This window comes from Paraburkholderia phenazinium, assembly GCF_900142845.1.
Lineage (GTDB): Bacteria > Pseudomonadota > Gammaproteobacteria > Burkholderiales > Burkholderiaceae > Paraburkholderia > Paraburkholderia phenazinium_A.
This window is the reverse complement of record NZ_FSRU01000002.1, coordinates 1,440,427-1,458,878: the sequence shown is the minus strand read 5'-3', so window position 1 is coordinate 1,458,878 and position 18,452 is coordinate 1,440,427. Positions and strand designations below refer to the sequence as shown.

Sequence of the window (18,452 nt, the reverse complement as noted above, 5' to 3'; positions counted from 1 at the left end):
TTCCGCGAAGATAGGTAGAATACGTTTTTAACCAGCTTACGAAACAACATGTCTGCCAGCGCAGTGAATGTGAACCCCGGGCGTAACGTCGTCGTCGTGGGGACCCAGTGGGGTGATGAAGGCAAGGGCAAGATCGTCGACTGGCTGACGGACCACGCTCAAGGCGTCGTTCGCTTCCAGGGCGGTCACAATGCCGGTCACACGCTTATCATCGGCGGCAAGAAAACCATCTTGCGCCTGATTCCGTCGGGCATCATGCATCCCGGCGTCGCGTGCTACATCGGCAATGGCGTCGTGTTGTCGCCGGAAGCGCTGTTCAAGGAAATTGGCGAGCTCGAAGCCGCCGGGGTGAATGTCCAGAATCGCCTCTTCATTTCCGAAGCTACCACCCTGATCCTGCCGTATCACATCGCCATCGACCAGGGCCGCGAAAAGCGCCGTGGCGCGGCCAAGATCGGCACCACCGGACGCGGCATCGGGCCAGCTTACGAAGACAAGGTGGCGCGCCGCGGTTTGCGCGTGCAGGACCTGTTCGAGCCGGAAAGCTTTGCCGAACGTCTGCGTGAAAACCTCGACTACCATAACTTCGTGTTGACGCAATACCTGGGCGTCGACGCTGTCGACTTCCAGCAGACGCTCGACTTGATGCTCAGCTACGCCGACCGTCTGAAGCCGATGGTCACGGACGTGTCGCGCCGCTTGTATGACGAAAACGCCAGGGGCGTCAACCTGCTGTTCGAAGGCGCGCAAGGCACGCTGCTCGACATCGACCACGGTACCTATCCGTATGTCACGTCGAGCAACTGCGTGGCCGGTGCGGCTGCTGCAGGCGCGGGCGTCGGTCCGCAAAAGCTGAACTACATTCTCGGCATCACCAAGGCGTACTGCACGCGCGTCGGTTCGGGCCCGTTCCCGAGCGAACTGTACGATGCGGACAACGCCAATCGTCAGGACCAGGTCGGCCTTAACCTGGCTACCGTCGGCAAGGAATTCGGTTCGGTCACCGGCCGTCCGCGCCGCACCGGCTGGCTCGATGCGGCGGCACTGCGCCGTTCGATCCAGATCAACGGCATCTCGGGCCTGTGCATGACCAAGCTCGACGTGCTCGACGGTCTCGACGAAGTGAAGCTGTGCGTCGGCTACACGGTGGATGGCAAGGACTGCGATATTCTGCCGCGCGGTGCGACGGAAGTGGAGCGTTGCGTACCGGTGTACGAGACGTTCGGCGGCTGGAAGGAAAGCACCGTCGGCATCAAGGAATGGGACAAGCTGCCGGCGAACGCCCGCGCCTACCTGACACGCGTGCAGGAAGTGGCCGGCGTGCCGATCGACATGGTTTCGACCGGTCCGGATCGTGACGAAACCATTCTTCTTCGCCACCCGTTCAAGGTTTAACTCATGACGCAGGGTGTACCGATGATTGCGATGAAGGACCCGCGCAACGACGACAAGAACCTGTGGGTCGGTTGGGACGAGTATCACCGCCTGATCGAACTGCTGGCGCTGGCTGTCCACGAGTCGGGCTGGAAGTTCGACAAGATCCTGTGCCTCGCGCGCGGCGGCTTGCGCGTGGGCGATCAGCTCTCGCGCATCTACGATCTGCCGCTGGCGATTCTGGCCACCAGTTCGTATCGCGAAGCGGCCGGCACGGAGCAGGGCGAACTCGACATCGCACAATACATCACGATGACGCGCGGCGAACTGTCCGGCAACGTGCTGCTGGTCGACGACCTGGTCGACTCGGGCGTGACGCTGGCGCGCGTGCAGCAGCATCTGAAGGAGCGCTATCCGGCCATCACGGCGGTGCGCTCAGCGGTGCTCTGGTACAAGGGTTGCTCGAAAGTGAAGCCCGACTATCACGTGCAGTTCCTGCCCACCAATCCGTGGATTCACCAGCCGTTCGAGGAGTGGGACACAGTGCGTCCGCATAACCTCGGTGCCTGGATCAAGCGCGGTACCGCGCAGGAACGATCGGATCAGTGATGCGAATGGACACGTTCCGCGTGTCGCATCGAATCCGCCAGGACGGGGCCCTTTGGGGCTCCGTTTTTTTTTGCTGAGGTGAAGCAAGCCGTGGCGTAACCAGTGGTGTCAGCACAACAGGCCGGAGTGCTACCTTACAGGCAGTTTAGAATAGCGCTCGTTTTTCCGATCAGGAACGGATACTTTGCGTTTATGACAGATACCCATCACTTGCACAAACAGCCTCTGCCCACGCTCGCACTGGCTGCGATCGGAGTGGTGTTCGGCGACATCGGCACGAGCCCGTTGTATTCGCTGAAAGAGGCGTTCAGCCCGGCGCATGGTATCCCGCTGACCGACCAGTCCATCCTGGGTGTGATCTCGCTGCTGTTCTGGGCCATCGTGATCGTGGTCGGGGTCAAGTATGTGATGTTCGTCATGCGCGCGGACAACAACGGCGAAGGCGGCGTGCTCGCGCTGATGGCGCTGGCGCTGCGCTCGGTGGATCCGAAGAAGAGGCTGGCCGGTTTGCTGATGATGCTGGGCATCTTCGGCGCCTGCATGTTCTACGGCGACGCGGTGATTACGCCGGCCATCTCGGTGATCTCCGCCGTCGAAGGGCTGGAGATCGCGGCGCCCAATCTGTCGCATCTGGTGCTGCCGCTGACCATCGTCATTCTCATCGTGCTGTTCTGGATCCAGCGGCACGGCACCGCGCTGGTGGGGCGTCTGTTCGGACCGATCATGGTGATCTGGTTCGTGGTGATCGGGCTGCTCGGCCTCGCCCATATCGTGCAGTCGCCCAATGTGATTCGCGCGCTCAATCCCTACTACGCTTATTCGTTCATGGCGGCGCACGTGCTGCAGGCGTATGTCGTGCTCGGCTCGGTGGTGCTGGTGCTGACCGGCGCGGAAGCCTTGTATGCCGACATGGGCCACTTCGGCGCCAAGCCGATCCGGGTGGCCTGGTACGCGCTCGTGATGCCGTCGCTGGTGATGAACTACTTCGGGCAGGGCGCCTTGCTGATGCACGACCCGAAGGCCATCGAAAACCCATTCTTCCTGCTCGCGCCTGACTGGGCGCTGCTGCCGCTCGTCGTACTGTCGACGGTGGCCACTGTGATCGCGTCGCAAGCGGTGATTTCCGGCGCTTACTCGCTGACGAGCCAGGCCATCCAGCTCGGCTACGTGCCGCGCATGAAGATCCTGCATACCTCGGATCTGGCGATCGGGCAGATCTACGTGCCGGTGGTGAACTGGCTGCTGCTGTTCATCATCCTGTGCATCGTGGTGGCCTTCAAGAGTTCGGACAACCTCGCCGCGGCCTACGGTATCGCGGTGACGGCCACCATGGTGATCACCACGATCCTCGCCTGCGTGGTGATGGTGAACGTGTGGAAGTGGAACAAGCTGCTGGTTGCGCTGATCATCGGCGGTTTGATGGTGGTCGATCTGGGCTTCTTCGGCGCCAACCTGCTGAAGGTCGCGGAGGGCGGCTGGCTGCCGCTCGGGATCGGCGCGCTGCTGTTCTTCCTGCTGATGACCTGGTTCAAGGGCAGGATGATCGTCAAGGAGCGCACGGCGGCCGACGGTATTCCGCTGATGCCGTTCCTGCAAGGGCTGCTCGCTCATCCGCCGCATCGCGTCTCGGGGACGGCGATCTATCTGACCGGCAGCGATACGCTCGTGCCGGTGAGCCTGCTGCACAATCTGAAGCACAACAAGGTGCTGCACGAGCGCACCATTTTCCTGACCTTCTCGACGCTCGATATTCCGTATGTGAACGACGCGGACCGCGTCACGGTCAAGGAGATCGGCGGCGGGCTGTTTTTGGTGAAAGCGGCCTACGGCTTCAACGAGACGCCCGATGTGAAGGCGGTGCTGACCGATGTGGGCCGCATGCACGACATGATCTTCGAATTGATGGACACGTCGTTCTTCCTCGCGCGCGAAACGGTGGTGCCGACGCAGTTGCCCGGCATGTCCGTGTGGCGCGAGCGGGTGTTTGCGTGGATGCATCAGAACGCGGCCAAGCCGACCGATTTTTTCAGCATCCCGGCGAATCGCGTTGTGGAGTTGGGGACGAAGATCGAGATTTGAGGTTGGCTGCTGCGCCTCAGCCGGTTTGAGCGGGCGGCGGAGTGGAGCGGGGAGCGGGCAATAAAAAAGCCCACGCAGTCTTGTGAACTGCGTGGGCTTTTTGTCGTGCGGCGTGTGCGGCGCGCCGGGCTGGCCGACGTACCGCCTTAATCAACTTAACGCTTGAGCTTGGCGAACGCCGCCGCCATGGCACCGGCCGGTTCCGGCTCACGCGAGCGCTGCGGTGCGCCACGTCCAGCGCCGCCCGGACGGGCGCCGCCACGGTCCTGCTGGCCGCCGCTGCGCGGCGCCGAGCTTGCCGCGCCGGCTGCGCCGAAGTCATCCGCGAGACGCATGGTCAGCGAAATGCGCTGACGCTTCACGTCCACTTCGAGCACCTTGACCTTGACGATCTGACCGGCCTTGACGACTTCGTGCGGGTCCTTGATGAACTTCGTCGACAGCGCCGACACGTGGACCAGACCGTCCTGATGCACGCCGATATCGATGAACGCACCGAAGGCCGCCACGTTGGTCACGACGCCTTCGAGCACCATGCCCGGCGACAGGTCGGAGATCTTCTCGACGCCTTCGCGGAAGGTGGCGGTCTTGAACTCGGGGCGCGGGTCGCGGCCCGGCTTTTCGAGTTCGGACAGGATGTCGCGCACGGTCGGCAGACCGAAGCGATCGTCGACGAACTCAGCCGGCGACAGGCCCGACAGCGCCTCCCGATTGCCCAGCACATCGCCCACATGCTTGTTGATCTTCGCCAGCATGCGTTCGACCACCGGATACGCTTCCGGGTGCACCGACGAGCGGTCGAGCGGATTCTCGCCGTTGTTGATGCGCAGGAAGCCGGCGGCCTGTTCGAAAGTCTTGTCGCCCAGACGCGGCACCTTGCGCAGATGTTCGCGCGAGGGGAACGGACCGTTCGCATCGCGGAAGTCGACGATATTGCGCGCGAGCGTCGCGTTCAGTCCGGAGACGCGCGCGAGCAGCGCCACGGACGCCGTATTCGCATCCACGCCCACGGCGTTCACGCAGTCTTCGACCACCGCATCGAGCGAACGCGCCAGTTCACGCTGGTTCACGTCGTGCTGGTACTGGCCGACGCCAATCGCCTTCGGCTCGATCTTCACGAGCTCGGCGAGCGGATCCTGCAGACGACGCGCAATCGACACCGCGCCGCGCAGCGACACGTCCATGTCGGGGAATTCCTTCGCCGCCAGCTCTGAAGCCGAATACACCGACGCGCCCGCTTCGGACACGACGATCTTCTGCAGCTTGAACTCCGGATGGCGCGCGATCAGCTCGCTCGCCAGCTTGTCGGTCTCGCGCGACGCCGTGCCGTTGCCAATGCTGATCAGCTCGGCCTGGGTCTGCGCGCAGATCCGTGCGAGCTTGGCGATCGAGCCGTCCCAGTCGCGGCGCGGCTCGTGCGGGTAGATCACGTCGGTGGTGAGCACCTTGCCGGTCCGATCGACCACGGCCACCTTCACGCCGGTGCGCATCCCCGGATCGAGGCCGATCACAGCCTTCGGTCCCGCCGGCGCGGCCAGCAGCAGATCCTTCAGGTTGCGCGCAAACACGCGGATCGCCTCATGTTCGGCTTCTTCGCGCAGATTGGTGAGCAGTTCGTTTTCGATGTGCGGCTGCACCTTCACGCGCCAGCACCAGCGGCACACGTCGGCGAGCCACTTGTCGGCCGGACGGTTCTGGTTGGCGATGCCGAAGTGGCGCGCGATGAGCGCTTCGCCCGGATGCGGCACCTGCGCGTCCAGTTCTTCGCCGAGCCCGAGCTTGACCAGCAGCACGCCGGCATTGCGGCCGCGGAACAGGGCGAGTGCGCGATGCGACGGCACCGTCCTGATGGTTTCCGAATAGTCGTAGTAATCGCGGAATTTCTCTTCTTCCGCGCTTTCCTTGCCTTCCACCACTTTCGACGACACCACGCCCTGGTTGAACAGGTACTCGCGCAGCTTGCCGAGCAATTCGGCGGTTTCGCCGAATTGCTCCGACAGGATGTCGCGCGCGCCGTCCAGCGCCGCCTTCACGTCGGCCACGCCCTTTTCGGCGTCCACGTACTGAGCGGCTTCGGTCTGCGGATCGAGCAGGGCATTGCCGAGCAACGCGTCGGCCAGCGGCTGGAGCCCCGCTTCGCGGGCGATCTGCGCGCGCGTGCGGCGTTTCGGTTTGTAAGGCAGATACAGGTCTTCCAGCACCTGCTTGCTGTCCGCCCCTTCAATCGCGGCGCGCAACTCGTCGGTCATCTTGCCCTGTTCGTCGATGCTCGCGACGATCGACGCGCGGCGGTCTTCCAGTTCGCGCAGATACAGGAGCCGTTCCTCGAGGTTACGCAACTGCGTGTCGTCGAGATTGTCGGTCACTTCCTTGCGGTAACGCGCGATAAACGGAACAGTCGCGCCTTCGTCGAGGAGTTGCACCGCCGCTGCGACCTGGCGCGGCTGCACGGAGAGTTCGCTGGCGATGCGCTGTACGATCTTGAGTGCTACGGTTTCCGTCATAGGGTCTAGGTGTTCCTGCCGGACTCAATCTAAGGCCGCGCATGGCGGCACGCGGGACGCGTGCACGCTGCGACCGGGTTGCTGAAGCGGGGCATTTTGCCATAAATGCCAAAGGGCTCAACCGCGGGGTGATAGAATTTCGGGCATGTTCCGTTGCCCATCTACGACGTTGCCGATCTCCCGTTTTCCACTTGCTTCGCTTCTCGCCACACGTGCCGCGCCGCTTTTCACCTGCGCAGCACTTGGCGTTGCCGCCGCCTCTTTCGCCGTGTCCGCACCGGCGTTTGCGCAAGACCAGCCGGCGTTAGCAGGTTCGGCCATGCCGTCCGCCGCGTCCGCGGGGTCGGCGGGGATGAACGGCTCCGCAGCCTCGGGTACGGCACTGCGCGCCGACGACGGCCAGCTGGGCGGCCCGGCCGGCGCCTCGGATGCCAGGGCGGCGAGCGCGGACGCCGCATCGGGTGCGGCGCCCGGCAACGATTTCGACGCGCGGCAAACGGTGCTGAACCACCGCAGCGCGGAAAACAACTATAACTTCGCGGTTGCCGAGCATGACTGCTACAGCAAGTTCTTTGTGAACTACTGTATCGACAAGGCGCGTGACCGGATGCGCACCGTGCAGGCCGATATCCGCAAGGAGCAGCTCGCGCTGGATGCGGAAGAGCGTACGTCGCGCGCGCAGCAGCGCGACGAGAAGGCGGCGTTGCAGCGCGCGCAGGACGAGGCCAATGCCCCGCAGCGCGCCGCGGACGACGCGCGCAATGCCGCAGCGTACGAGGACAAGCAGCGCCAGCATCAGCTGGATCAGGCGCAGCGTGCGGCCGAGGCGCCGCAGCGCGCGGCCAACGAGCAGTCTTATCAGCAGAAGGTGCAGCAGCATGCGCTGGATCAGGCTCAGCGTGGCGTGAGCGTGCCGCAGGCGGCCGCGAACCAGCAGGCGTACGACCAGAAGCAGGCGAACTTCCAGACCCAACTCGAGCAGGCCCGTCAGCAGGGCGCGCAGAAGGCGCAGGAGCGCGTCGAGAAGCAGGAGAGCTACCAGCGCAAGCAGGAGACGGCCGCGCAGCACAGGCAGGACGTCGAGACCCGCCAGAAGCAGGCTGCCGACAAGGCGGCGCAAAAACAGCAGGAGCAGTTGCAGGAACAGCAGCAACAGCAGGAGCAGCAAAAGCTGCAGCAACAGCAGCAGTAACGCGTTTTTAGCCGGACAGCAACCTCAGGCGTCTGGGCTGCACGAGGCAGTCGGCGCCGCATAGCAAGAGGAGGCGAGCATGCGCGACCATCATCACGTCATCGACGCGAACGCACTTCAGGACCGCATTCTGCAACTGGAATCGGAACATAGTGGACTGGATCGTCTGATCGACAAAATGTCGGATGAGCCCGGCTTCGACGACCTCGAGTTGCAGCGCCTTAAAAAGCGCAAGCTCAAGGTCAAGGACACCATTATCTTGCTGCAGTTGCAGCTCGAACCGGACACGCGCGCTTAGGCGCGCGACCTGGCAGGCGCCGGGTCGCCCCGCGCGCACCGGATTTTGCAGGAAACGCTTGCCTTGAATTCACCGCTTGTTACTTCTTCGCGCAGCTCGTCGGACGACGAAGCGCCCGCACGCGAGCCACGCGCCGCCGGGAACGCGCTCGCGTCCTCGCTGAACCCCCGCCGCAAGACCGAGCTCGACGACATTTTCGCCGCCGACGGCCTGCTTGCGCGCCAGATCGACGGTTACCGCTCGCGGGCCTCGCAGATCGAGATGGCGCGCGCGGTCGCCGCCGCCATGGAAGCGTCGGGCCGCGCCATGCCCGAGCCGGCGATGTTCGAGGCGCAGAAGCGGCCCGCGCGGCGTCTGCAGGCGCCTACGGGAGACGCACAGGCGGCCGCCGCTTCGGACACCGCAACGAGCGACGCAGAAGGCGGCCTCGACGGCAGCGAGAACACATTGATCGTGGAGGCAGGGACGGGCACCGGCAAGACCTACGCGTACCTCGTGCCGGCCATGCTGTGGGGCGGCAAGGTGATCGTCTCGACCGGCACCAAGCACTTGCAGGACCAGTTGTTCCAGCGCGATATCCCGACTGTGCGCGATGCGCTGGCCGTGCCGGTCACGGTGGCGATGCTCAAGGGTCGCGCGAACTATCTGTGCCACTACTATCTGCAGCGTACGGCGGACAACGGCCGCTTGCCGTCGCGCCAGGAAACCTCGTATCTGCAGGACATCATCCGCTTCGCGAAGATCACGCGCACCGGCGACAAGGCCGAGCTCGCGAGCGTGCCGGAGACGGCCGCGGTCTGGTCGATGGTGACCTCGACCCGTGAAAACTGCCTCGGCCAGGAGTGCCCGCACTACAAGGAGTGCTTCGTGATGCAGGCGCGTCGCGAGGCGCAGCAGGCTGACATCGTGGTGGTCAACCACCACCTGTTTTTCGCGGACATCATGTTGCGCGACACGGGCATGGCCGAACTGCTGCCCACCGCCAATACCATCGTCTTCGACGAAGCGCATCAATTGCCGGAAACCGCCACGCTGTTCTTCGGCGAGACGCTCTCCACCGCGCAGTTTCTCGAACTCGCCCGCGATTCGGTAGCCGAGGGTCTCGGCCATGCGCGTGAGGTGGTCGACTGGGTGAAGCTCGGCGCGGCGCTCGAACGCTCGGCGCGCGACGTGCGCCTGGCTTTCAGGGAGGACTCGGTGCGGCTCTCGATCGGCCAGTTGCCCGACGATCATCCGCTGTTCCCCGCGCTCGAAACGCTTGAGACGGAACTGACCGCGCTCGCCGATGCGCTGTCGAGCCAGGCGGAGCGCGCCGAGTCGATTGGCGCCTGTCTGCGGCGCGCCCGCGAGTTGCAGGGCATCCTGGCGGGCTGGACCACGCCGCCTACGGAAACCGAACGCGACGCCGCTGCGGGTGCCACAGACGCCAAGGCCGCCGCAGCCGATCCGAACGAAAAGGTGCGCTGGATCGAAGTGTTCGCGCATACCGTGCAGTTGCACGAAACGCCGCTGTCGGTGGCGCCGATCTTCGCCAAGCAGCGCGCCGGCGTGCCGCGCGCGTGGATCTTCACGTCGGCGACGCTCTCGGTGCGCGGCGATTTCACGCACTATGCGGCGCAGATGGGCCTGAACGCGCGCCGCTCGATGACGCTGCCGAGCCCCTTCGACTATCCGACTCAGGGTCTGCTGTACGTGCCGCGCAATCTGCCGCAGCCGTCCTCGCCGATGTTCACCGACGCGGTGTTCGAAGCCGCGTTGCCGGCTATCGAGGCGTCGGGCGGCGGCGTGTTCATGCTCTGCACGACCTTGCGCGCCGTCGACAAGATCGCGACGAAGCTACGCGATACGATCGAGAAGCGCGGCTGGAATTACCCGCTGCTGGTGCAGGGCGACGCGAGCCGCACGGAATTGCTGGATCGTTTCCGCTCCTATGGCAACGCTATCCTGGTGGGCAGCCAGAGCTTCTGGGAAGGCGTGGACGTGCGTGGCGACGCGCTGTCGCTCGTGGTGATCGACAAGCTGCCGTTTGCGCCGCCCGACGACCCGGTGCTGGCCGCCCGGCTCGATGCATTGACCAAGAAGGGCTTGAGCCCTTTTGCGGTTCACCAGTTGCCGCAGGCGGTGATTACGCTCAAGCAGGGCGCAGGGCGTCTGATTCGCGCAGAGACCGATCGCGGTGTGCTGATGATCTGCGACACGCGCCTTGTCGACAAACCCTATGGGCGCCGTATATGGCAGAGCCTGCCGCCTTTCAAGCGGACCCGGGAGATCGACGTGGTGCGCGAGTTCTTCGAAGAGCGGACGGCGCCGTCTGCGGATTGAAAATCAGATTGAAGGGAATGTGTCAGGTTAAGAAGGTCGGCGCGAAAACGCTGACCTGAATCAACTGAACTGAAAGAGCTGGCTTGCAATAATCAGTCTGTAATAATCGGCCTCAGACAGAATCGGACTTAGAAAGAACCGGCTTCAGAAAGGGCCTCAGAAAGGCAAAACGCCACGGATGTGAATCCGTGGCGTTTTGCTTTACTGCACCAGCAGATCGGGTTGATCCGCCGGTGCAGTTTTCGCCCAGAGGCGAACCCTGTACGACAGCTTACTGGCTTGCGCCCGAAGCCGGAGCAGCAGCCGAAGCAGCAGCATCCGAAGCTGCAGCGCCTGCGTCCGAAGCAGCGGTAGTAGCCGAAGCAGCAGCGTCGCTCGCAGCAGCAGCGCTCGAAGCAGCAGCGCCTGCATCCGAAGCAGCAGCAGGTGCCGAAGCAGCCGATGCATCGCTAGCCGGGGCAGCTGCTTGGTCGCTGCTCTTGTTGCATGCAGCCAGTGCCACAGCTGCCAACAGGGATGCTACGAGGAGGGATTTCTTCATGATCACGTCCTTTTATGGTTAAAGGTAAGCAACAGCGCAAAATAATACCGGTAATGTGCTCCAACACCGACCTGGGCCGCTGGTGGAGACGCACTTCACAAGAGCGTGAATCTTCCCTACGGCTTGGGCGGAAATTATATGCACTTTCGTATCGACCGTCGACAAATCCGGGGTCAATACGTTGTCTTTCTCATACAAAATTTCACAGTACTTCATAACAGGCAGACGAAGCTTAGACAGGCTCGTCCACTTGTATCCAGCCCGCACGATACCACTCGTGCAGCAATGCTGTCACCGATGAATCGTCTGAGAGTGTTACAAAGCGTTTCGCACTCAGACACCGGCTATCAGCGAATTCAATCAACCACTTTTTCAGACCTGCGAGCCGATTTTCTTCTCCATTCAAGAAGAAAAAGCGGCTGTTGTACAGCAAAACCGACTTCCGGTCGAGTCGAAGACCGAAGTTTGAAGCGCGTTGAATAAAACGCGCTTCGTTAAGCGGCTGTTCGGGCGGATCGAAGACGACGCTCGGCTTCGGTTCGCTCAGATAGGCGCCGAGGAAGGACGCGATGTCCTTCTCGTTCCATCTGACCTGAGCAAGGATCGCGCCCACCCGTTCGACCAGCGCGGCAGGAAGCTCGGCCGGATGGGCCACGGCGGGCTGCTGCGGGTCGCGGTACAGCTTCGGCGCGCGCTCCTCGCGGTCGTCGCTTTCTCCGCGCTCGGCGAGATGATACAGAAACTGCGCGGTAAGCTCGCTCGAGGAGGGCGCACGAAAGCCGATCGAGCAGGTCATGCACTCGCCCTCGGCCACGCCGTCATGGGCGATGTGTGGCGGCAGATACAGCATGTCGCCCGGTTCGAGCACCCATTCCTCTTCCGGCTCGAAGTTTTGTAAAACTTTCAAGGGCACGCCGGGACGCAACGACAGATCGCGCTGCGCGCTGATTCGCCAGCGACGCTTGCCGTGCACCTGCAGCAGGAATACGTCGTACGAATCGAAGTGCGGGCCGACCCCGCCGCCGTCGCTTGCATACGAAATCATCAGGTCGTCGAGGCGCGCGTCCGGCACGAAGCGGAAGCGGTCGAGCAGGGCGCGGGCGCGGTCGTCATGCAGGTCGACACCCTGGACCAGCAGGGTCCATGCGCGCTGCTTGAGCGAAGGCAATTCGTCAGCCGCAAACGGGCCGTGTTCCAGTTGCCATTTGTTGCGAAAGTGCGTGATCAGACGGGCTTCCACTTCGTCCTGATCGGCCAGCTCGAATAGCTCGTCGCGCGAGAGCGGCGCGGCGACGTTCGGGATCGCCTGACGGATCAGCAGCGGCTTCTTTTGCCAGTACCGGCGCATGAATTGCGACGGAGTGAGATTGCCGAGCAGCGGCGTCGGCACGTCGGGCGAGGGCGGCAGAACCGGCGAAGAAATCCGCGTAGAAGCTGCGTGCGCCGGGTGGTCAAGGGGCCGCTTGGGCATCGTATAATGTGAGTTGTATTCTGGAGAATCGAATGAAAATTGCAAAGAACACCGTCGTGTCGGTCGCTTACAAGCTGTCGGATGCGCAGGGCAACCTGATTGAAGAAAGCGACGAGCCGATGGTCTATCTGCACGGCGGCTATGATGGCACGTTCCCCAAGATCGAGGAAGAGCTCGACGGCCATGAGGCTGGTTTCGAGACCCAGATCCAGCTGGAGCCGCAAGACGCGTTTGGCGAATACGATCCCGATCTGGTGAAGATCGAGCCGCGCAATCGCTTCCCCGAACCGCTCGAAGTCGGTATGCAATTCGAAGGCACGCCGGAAGAAGGTGACGAGGATATCGACTCGCTGGTCTACGTCGTGACCGACGTCGCGGAAGACAAGGTGGTGCTCGACGGCAACCATCCGCTCGCCGGCATGGCGCTGCGTTTTGCGCTGACGGTCAAGGACGTGCGCCCTGCAACCGAAGACGAAATCCAGCACGAGCACGCCCACGGCGCGGATGGCCTGGAAGTACTCGACGAGGATGACGACGAAGGCGACGAAGAGCCGTCAGGGCCCACGCTGCACTGAGCTGGCGGCCATGCCTGGGGCGCCCGGACTGGTGGGCGCGCTGGGTGTGCCGGGCATGCCGGGTGCGCCATTCATGGCCGGCGCCTCGCCGCCTTGAAGCGGCGGACCAGGCTGCTCCGATGGCGGCGAACTGGGCAGCAGCGGCGGCAGATTCGACGCCGGGTTCAACGACTGATTCAGCGCGGGCGGTGTGGGCAAGACGGGCGCGGTCTCGTCGGCCGGCGGCGCGGGCTGCACCGCCGGTGCCACCTGTGTGGACTGAACCGGCAGCAGCGGCAGGTTTTTCGGCACGTCGCGCACACTCACGCGGAACGGCGGTCGGCGCGCCATATCGGCTTCAATCTGAATCCACTGGTCAAGACGGTTACGCGGCGCAATGGCGATGCGCGTGAGATTCGTCACCACCTCCCCTTTGTCGTTGCGTAACGGCTGGTCGATCACAAAGCCGCCGGCTGCGCGCTGGTCGTCGCAATGGATCAGCAGGACAGGCCCGCGGAAAATCTCGGCCGCCTTGACGAGGCTGCGCTTGAGTTCCAGAAAGCCGTCGCGATGCGAGTTGCGGGCGAAGCGCAACCAGGCGAAACGGTCCGGCCGCTCATATCGTTCGGGGTCCAGATCACCTTGAATGAACACCACGATCGCACGCGCATCACGCCGTTTCGCATATTCGGCCGCGTGCTCCAGCCAGAATGCATTGGCGACTACACGATCTTCGAACTCGCCATTGCGCCCGCCGGCGGTCAGATAGTGATTGTTCGGATCGGGCGCGTTCAGGCCGATGAATACCGTGTCGCCGAGTTGCCAGCGCACGTTCTCGCGATAGGGCCGAAAGCGCGAGACTTCGCTCTCGCGTGTGAGCGCGAGCGGGTTCTGCCCCATCGAGGAGGCGTCCGCGAACACTGTCTGGCGCAACTGGTCGAGCCGTTCGACCGGATCGAACCCACCCGCCTCAGTCGTGCCGCAATCGGTCCAGTCGTGCTGGCCCGGAATAAAGATCAGCGCCGGACGTGACGCTTCCAGCAGGGTCTGGCGCCGCTCGTATAGCGAGTCGCGGCAGGCTTCCTTCGCGCCCTTCAGATTGCCGTCGTAGACGATGAACGACATGTCGCGGTCGCGGCCGATTGCGTCGATTAGCCGCTGGGTCGGCGCTTCGTCCGCCGGGCTTTGCAGCGTGCCGGCGATGACGGCGAAGGTATAGCGAACCGGCGCCGCCCGCACCCGCGGCGACATGCCGCCCGCCAGGATCAGGGCGACAGCCAGCGCCGCGCACAGGGTGCGCGGCGGCTGCCGGTCGCGGCGCCGATCAATGATCGGCATCCGGCGCAGCGGCCAGGTCGTACAGTTCATAGAGCAGGTCCAACGCGTCGCGCGGGCGCAACTCGTTCGGATCGATGGCCCGCAAACGCGCGAGCAGCGCTTGCTCCGCGGCGGTGAGCGCGGGGGCGGGCGGGGCGGCATCTTCGCGATCGTCATCGGCGTCCTGGAGCATCAGGGGCGCTGAGAACAGATCCAGTTGCGGCGCCGGTTGTGCCGCCGATTGCTGCTCGAGGTATGCCAGATGCTTGCGTGCCGCGCGGATCACCGCGGCCGGCACGCCGGCGAGTTGGGCCACCTGCAGACCGTAGCTCTGATTCGCCGGACCATCGCTTACCGCATGCAGGAACACGATGCCGTGGCCATGCTCGACCGCCGAGAGATGGACGTTGGCCGCTTGCGGAAATTCCGCGGGCAGTTGCGTCAGCTCAAAGTAATGCGTGGCGAATAGCGTGTGGCAGCCGTTGTGCGCCAGCAGATGCCGGGCGATGGCCCACGCAAGGGCGAGACCGTCGAAGGTCGAGGTGCCGCGGCCGATTTCGTCCATCAGCACGAGGCTTTGCGGCGTCGCGTCGTTGAGGATAGCGGCGGCCTCCGTCATTTCGACCATGAACGTGGAGCGGCCGCCGGCCAGGTCGTCGGCGGCGCCGATACGCGTGAAGATGCGATCGATCGGGCCGAACGAAGCGCGCCGCGCCGGCACGTAACTGCCCACGTAAGCCATCAACGCGATCAGCGCGGTCTGGCGCATGAAGGTCGACTTACCGCCCATGTTCGGACCGGTGATCAGCAGCAGCTTGCGTTCGGGGTTCAGCGTGCAGTCGTTGGCGATGAACTGCTCGACCTGTGCCTCGACGACCGGGTGCCGCCCCTGTTCGATCTCGATGCCGCCATTCGCCGAAAACGACGGTGCGACCCAGTCGAGCGCGCGGGCCCGCTCGGCGAACGCCGCCAGCAGGTCCAGCTCCGCGAGCGCCGAGGCGACCCGCTGGCAATCCGCGATGAAGGGCAGCAGGGCCTGCAGCAAGCCGTCGTAGAGCGAGCGTTCGCGTGCGAGCGCGCGTTCCTGGGCCGACAGGGCTTTGTCCTCGAAGGTCTTCAGTTCCGGCGTGATGTAGCGTTCGGCGTTCTTCAGCGTCTGGCGCCGGCGATAGTCGTCCGGCACCTTGTCGGTCTGGCCGCGCGTGACTTCGATGTAGAAGCCATGCACCTTGTTGTATTCGACGCGCAGATTGCCGATGCCGGTGCGGGCCCGCTCGCGCGTCTCGAGGTCGATCAGGAACTGCCCGCAGTTCTCGGAGATGTCGCGCAGTTCGTCCAGTTCGGCATCGTAGCCGCGCGCGATCACGCCGCCGTCGCGCACCATCGCAGCCGGTTCCGGCGCGACCGCCAGCTTCAGCAGGTCGACGCAAGGCGCCGGCGGTTCGAGCGCGGCATCGATGCGCGCGAGCGAGTCCGCGGCGCCCGTCACGGCGGCCAGCAGCGTGCGCAACTCGGGCAGGGCGATGAAGGTATCGCGCAGGCTCGACAGGTCGCGCGGACGGGCGGACAGCAAGGCGAGACGTCCGGTGATCCGTTCGATATCGGAGATCTGCCGCAGGGCGCCGCGCAAGGTGTCGACGCTCGCCGCCGGCGGTGCATCGAGCAGCGCGCCGATGGCTTGCTGGCGCGCCTGGGCAAGCGCGGCCTGGCGTGGCGGATGATGCAGCCAGTGACGCAGCAGGCGGCTGCCCATTGTCGTGCAGCAGGTGTCGAGCAGCGAGCACAGCGTGGGGCTTTCGGTGCCGCGCAGCGTTTCGGTCAGTTCGAGGTTGCGGCGCGTGGCGGGGTCGAGCCCAATATATTCGGACTCGTATTCGACCTTGAGGCTGCGCACATGGCGCAGTTGCTGGCCCTGGGTCGCGGCCGCGTAGAGCAGCAAGGCGCCGGCGGCGCCGCAGGCGCTCGACAGCGAGTGCGCGCCGAAGCCGTCGAGGCTCGCCACGTCCATCTGATCGCACAGGCGCTGCGTACCCGAGGCGACGTCGAAGTGCCACACGGGTACGCGAGTCAGCGCGCCGGAACCGGTGGGCGGCGACCACGTGCTGGCTTCGGACGTCACGTCGGCGATCAGAATTTCCGCGGGGCGAATCCGTTCGAGCGCGGCGGCGGCCTGGTCGGGCGCCACTTCCGCGAGGCGCAATGCACCGCTTGCCAGGTTCAGCCACGCGAGGCCCACGTTGGTGGCCACGCCGCGCCGGTTGTGGCCGACGCAGACGGCGAGCAGATAGACGTCGTTCTTGTCGGACAGCAGCGCGGCGTCGGTCAGCGTGCCGGGCGTGACGACGCGCACGACTTTACGTTCGACCGGCCCTTTCGAGGTGGCCGGATCGCCGATCTGTTCGCAGATGGCGACCGATTCGCCAAGCTTCACCAGCTTGGCCAGATACTGTTCGACGGCGTGATGCGGCACGCCGGCCATCTTGATCGGGTTACCCGCCGACGCGCCACGCTGCGTCAGCGTGAGATCGAGCAGACGTGCGGCTTTCTCCGCATCGTCGAAAAACAGCTCGTAGAAATCGCCCATCCGGTAGAACACGAGCGTGCCCGGATGATCCGCCTTGATGCGCAGGTATTGCTGCATCATCGGCGTATGTTGTGCGACGTCATTGGCCGCTGCGGTTTGAATGCCCATCCTGAGTGTCTTCTTGCGTTAGCTGTTCAGGGCGTGAGTTTAACCCGTTGCCGCGCCGAATGAACCCTGGCCGGATGGCCAATCGGCGCGGAGCGGTCGCCCGTCGGTTCGGCACGTCTGTGTACTTCAGCGTCCACCCAACCAAAACTTTTGGGACGCTTTGTCGAATTCCGCTTTGACCGTTCGTCGACATGGTGAAAACCGGGCAACCAGCTGGCCCGCCCAACGACCCTTACAGGAGAGAAGTCATGACACGGTATCTGGTTGCGATTTACCGTCCCGACGACTACGACCCGTCCGTCGAGGACGAAGCGATGTCCCGCGAGATCGACGCGCTCAACGACGAGATGAAGGCTGCCGGTGTCAGGACCTTCGTGGGCGGCCTGCGCCCGCCGGGCAGCGCGAGGTCGCTGCGCGTACAGCCCGATGGCAAGCTGCGCATCACCGACGGCCCGTACCTGGAGACCAAGGAACTCGTGGGCGGTTTTTGGGTTCTGGAAGCCGCGGACCTGGACGAGGCGCTGGCCTGGGGGCGCAAGGCCGCCGTCGCCTGTCGGGCGTCGGTCGAGGTACGCCCGTTTCACTGACGGAGAGCGGCTTGTGGACAGACGGCACCTGTCCGCATCGAAAGTGACGGCCAAACTGAGACGGACGGTCAAGCGCATCGAGCAAAGCCTGAAACAATTGCGCTGGTCTTCGCCCGGTTCGAATCCGCCACGCAATCAACATGATCTCTCTTCCGCTTTCCGACTCCGCATGGAGTCGCGTCGAACATCTGTTCCCCGACGTATCGGCTGGTCGTGGTCGGCCGAGGCGTAATGAGCGCGACATTCTCAATGCAATTCTATGGTTGCAGCAGACCGGCGAAAAATGGCATCGATTGCCCGGCACCTTTCCGCCTCAACAAACCTGTTATCAGCGTTACATCTTATGGAAAAAGCTGGGCATCCTGCTTCAGGTCGCCGCTTTACTCGATGCGGCGGAACAGGATGCATCGCCGGCTTCGTCCGAAGGGTTCGACCGAGGCGATAGCGGCTGTTCGGCTATCGCTTCCACCCGCGCGGGCGCTCGCCCCTGAGCGTCACGAATTTCGCTGCGCGACCTCACATTCACGCCACGCGACCTATACTTTCACAGTCATTTCGTTAGCGACAAGGAGGCGCAATCGCAGGACCCCTGATTACTTTCGTATGAGGAGAACATCATGACGCGCAAGTACATCGATTGCCGGGAATTCCCGAGCGAAATGAACTGTTCTATCGCGCTATCCGCGGATTCCGAAAGCGAGTTGCTGGAGGCGGCCGTACAGCATGCGGTTACGGTTCACAAGCATGCCGATTCGCCGGAACTGCGTTCACAACTGAAGACGCTATTTCATGACGGCACGGCGCCCGTGGACGCACCCCGTCAAGCGTAATTTTGTCGGCCCCCTGGACGAAGACGAAGTCTTCAGGATGTCGAAATTCCCCTGAGAATTGGAGCAAATATTGGCGGCGTAC

Annotated in this window: 15 protein-coding genes; 10 read left to right on the top strand and 5 right to left on the bottom strand. The window is 63.8% G+C overall.

The genetic code is table 11. The annotated features are described in order from the left end of the window. Window positions 1–48: 48 nt before the first annotated feature. The 3 genes from BUS12_RS23565 to BUS12_RS23555 all read left to right on the top strand — a co-directional run bounded on the left by BUS12_RS23565 (window position 49) and on the right by BUS12_RS23555 (window position 4,062). Window positions 49–1,395: an adenylosuccinate synthase gene (locus BUS12_RS23565; RefSeq protein WP_074299794.1), complete on the top strand. Its 1,347-nt coding sequence runs from the start codon at window positions 49–51 to the stop codon at window positions 1,393–1,395. A 3-nt stretch (window positions 1,396–1,398) separates the two neighbouring features. Continuing rightward, window positions 1,399–1,983 carry a phosphoribosyltransferase gene (locus BUS12_RS23560; RefSeq protein WP_074299792.1) on the top strand — a complete coding sequence of 195 codons (585 nt, stop codon included), beginning with the start codon at window positions 1,399–1,401 and terminating at the stop codon, window positions 1,981–1,983. A gap of 192 nt (window positions 1,984–2,175) precedes the next feature. Continuing rightward, complete coding sequence (locus BUS12_RS23555) at window positions 2,176–4,062, top strand: potassium transporter Kup (protein WP_074299790.1); 1,887 nt, start codon at window positions 2,176–2,178, stop codon at window positions 4,060–4,062. Between the two features lie 155 nt (window positions 4,063–4,217). On the opposite strand, the gene BUS12_RS23550 is transcribed toward BUS12_RS23555, so the two are convergent. Continuing rightward, window positions 4,218–6,566, bottom strand: coding sequence for a Tex family protein (locus BUS12_RS23550; protein WP_074299787.1), 2,349 nt, complete (start codon window positions 6,564–6,566; stop codon window positions 4,218–4,220). Between the two features lie 145 nt (window positions 6,567–6,711). Between BUS12_RS23550 and BUS12_RS23545 the strand changes: the two genes are divergently transcribed. From BUS12_RS23545 to BUS12_RS23535, 3 genes are all read left to right on the top strand, one after another. Next, entirely contained in the window at window positions 6,712–7,758 is a 1,047-nt protein-coding gene (locus BUS12_RS23545; protein WP_074299786.1) for a hypothetical protein, read from the top strand. A gap of 79 nt (window positions 7,759–7,837) precedes the next feature. Continuing rightward, entirely contained in the window at window positions 7,838–8,056 is a 219-nt protein-coding gene (locus tag BUS12_RS23540) for a DUF465 domain-containing protein (RefSeq protein WP_074264202.1), read from the top strand. 63 nt (window positions 8,057–8,119) lie between these two features. Continuing rightward, window positions 8,120–10,378 (top strand): DNA repair helicase YoaA, encoded by a 2,259-nt coding sequence (locus BUS12_RS23535; protein WP_074301665.1) that lies wholly within the window; start codon window positions 8,120–8,122, stop codon window positions 10,376–10,378. Between the two features lie 271 nt (window positions 10,379–10,649). On the opposite strand, the gene BUS12_RS38905 is transcribed toward BUS12_RS23535, so the two are convergent. Both BUS12_RS38905 and BUS12_RS23520 read right to left on the bottom strand, forming a co-directional pair. Continuing rightward, window positions 10,650–10,919, bottom strand: coding sequence for a hypothetical protein (locus BUS12_RS38905; RefSeq protein ID WP_074299784.1), 270 nt, complete (start codon window positions 10,917–10,919; stop codon window positions 10,650–10,652). 232 nt (window positions 10,920–11,151) lie between these two features. Then, the gene (locus BUS12_RS23520) at window positions 11,152–12,390 is read right to left on the bottom strand and encodes a cupin domain-containing protein (RefSeq protein ID WP_074299782.1); all 1,239 of its coding nucleotides are present in this window, start codon (window positions 12,388–12,390) and stop codon (window positions 11,152–11,154) included. Window positions 12,391–12,422: 32 nt separating this feature from the next. Between BUS12_RS23520 and BUS12_RS23515 the strand changes: the two genes are divergently transcribed. Further along, complete coding sequence (locus tag BUS12_RS23515) at window positions 12,423–12,965, top strand: FKBP-type peptidyl-prolyl cis-trans isomerase (protein ID WP_074299780.1); 543 nt, start codon at window positions 12,423–12,425, stop codon at window positions 12,963–12,965. On the opposite strand, the gene BUS12_RS23510 is transcribed toward BUS12_RS23515, so the two are convergent. After that, the gene (locus BUS12_RS23510; RefSeq protein WP_074301664.1) at window positions 12,945–14,282 is read right to left on the bottom strand and encodes a hypothetical protein; all 1,338 of its coding nucleotides are present in this window, start codon (window positions 14,280–14,282) and stop codon (window positions 12,945–12,947) included. The genes BUS12_RS23515 and BUS12_RS23510 overlap by 21 nt on opposite strands. After that, the gene (mutS, locus tag BUS12_RS23505) at window positions 14,269–16,953 is read right to left on the bottom strand and encodes a DNA mismatch repair protein MutS (protein ID WP_074299778.1); all 2,685 of its coding nucleotides are present in this window, start codon (window positions 16,951–16,953) and stop codon (window positions 14,269–14,271) included. The genes BUS12_RS23510 and mutS overlap by 14 nt, the downstream gene beginning before the upstream one ends. A 248-nt stretch (window positions 16,954–17,201) precedes the next feature. Between mutS and BUS12_RS23500 the strand changes: the two genes are divergently transcribed. From BUS12_RS23500 to BUS12_RS23490, 3 genes are all read left to right on the top strand, one after another. After that, on the top strand, window positions 17,202–17,540 hold the full coding sequence (locus BUS12_RS23500) for a YciI family protein (protein WP_074299776.1): 339 nt from the start codon (window positions 17,202–17,204) through the stop codon (window positions 17,538–17,540). Window positions 17,541–17,680: 140 nt separating this feature from the next. After that, window positions 17,681–18,031: a transposase gene (locus BUS12_RS23495; protein WP_074299774.1), complete on the top strand. Its 351-nt coding sequence runs from the start codon at window positions 17,681–17,683 to the stop codon at window positions 18,029–18,031. A gap of 126 nt (window positions 18,032–18,157) precedes the next feature. Beyond that, window positions 18,158–18,370 (top strand): DUF1059 domain-containing protein, encoded by a 213-nt coding sequence (locus BUS12_RS23490; RefSeq protein WP_074299772.1) that lies wholly within the window; start codon window positions 18,158–18,160, stop codon window positions 18,368–18,370. Window positions 18,371–18,452: the final 82 nt, after the last annotated feature.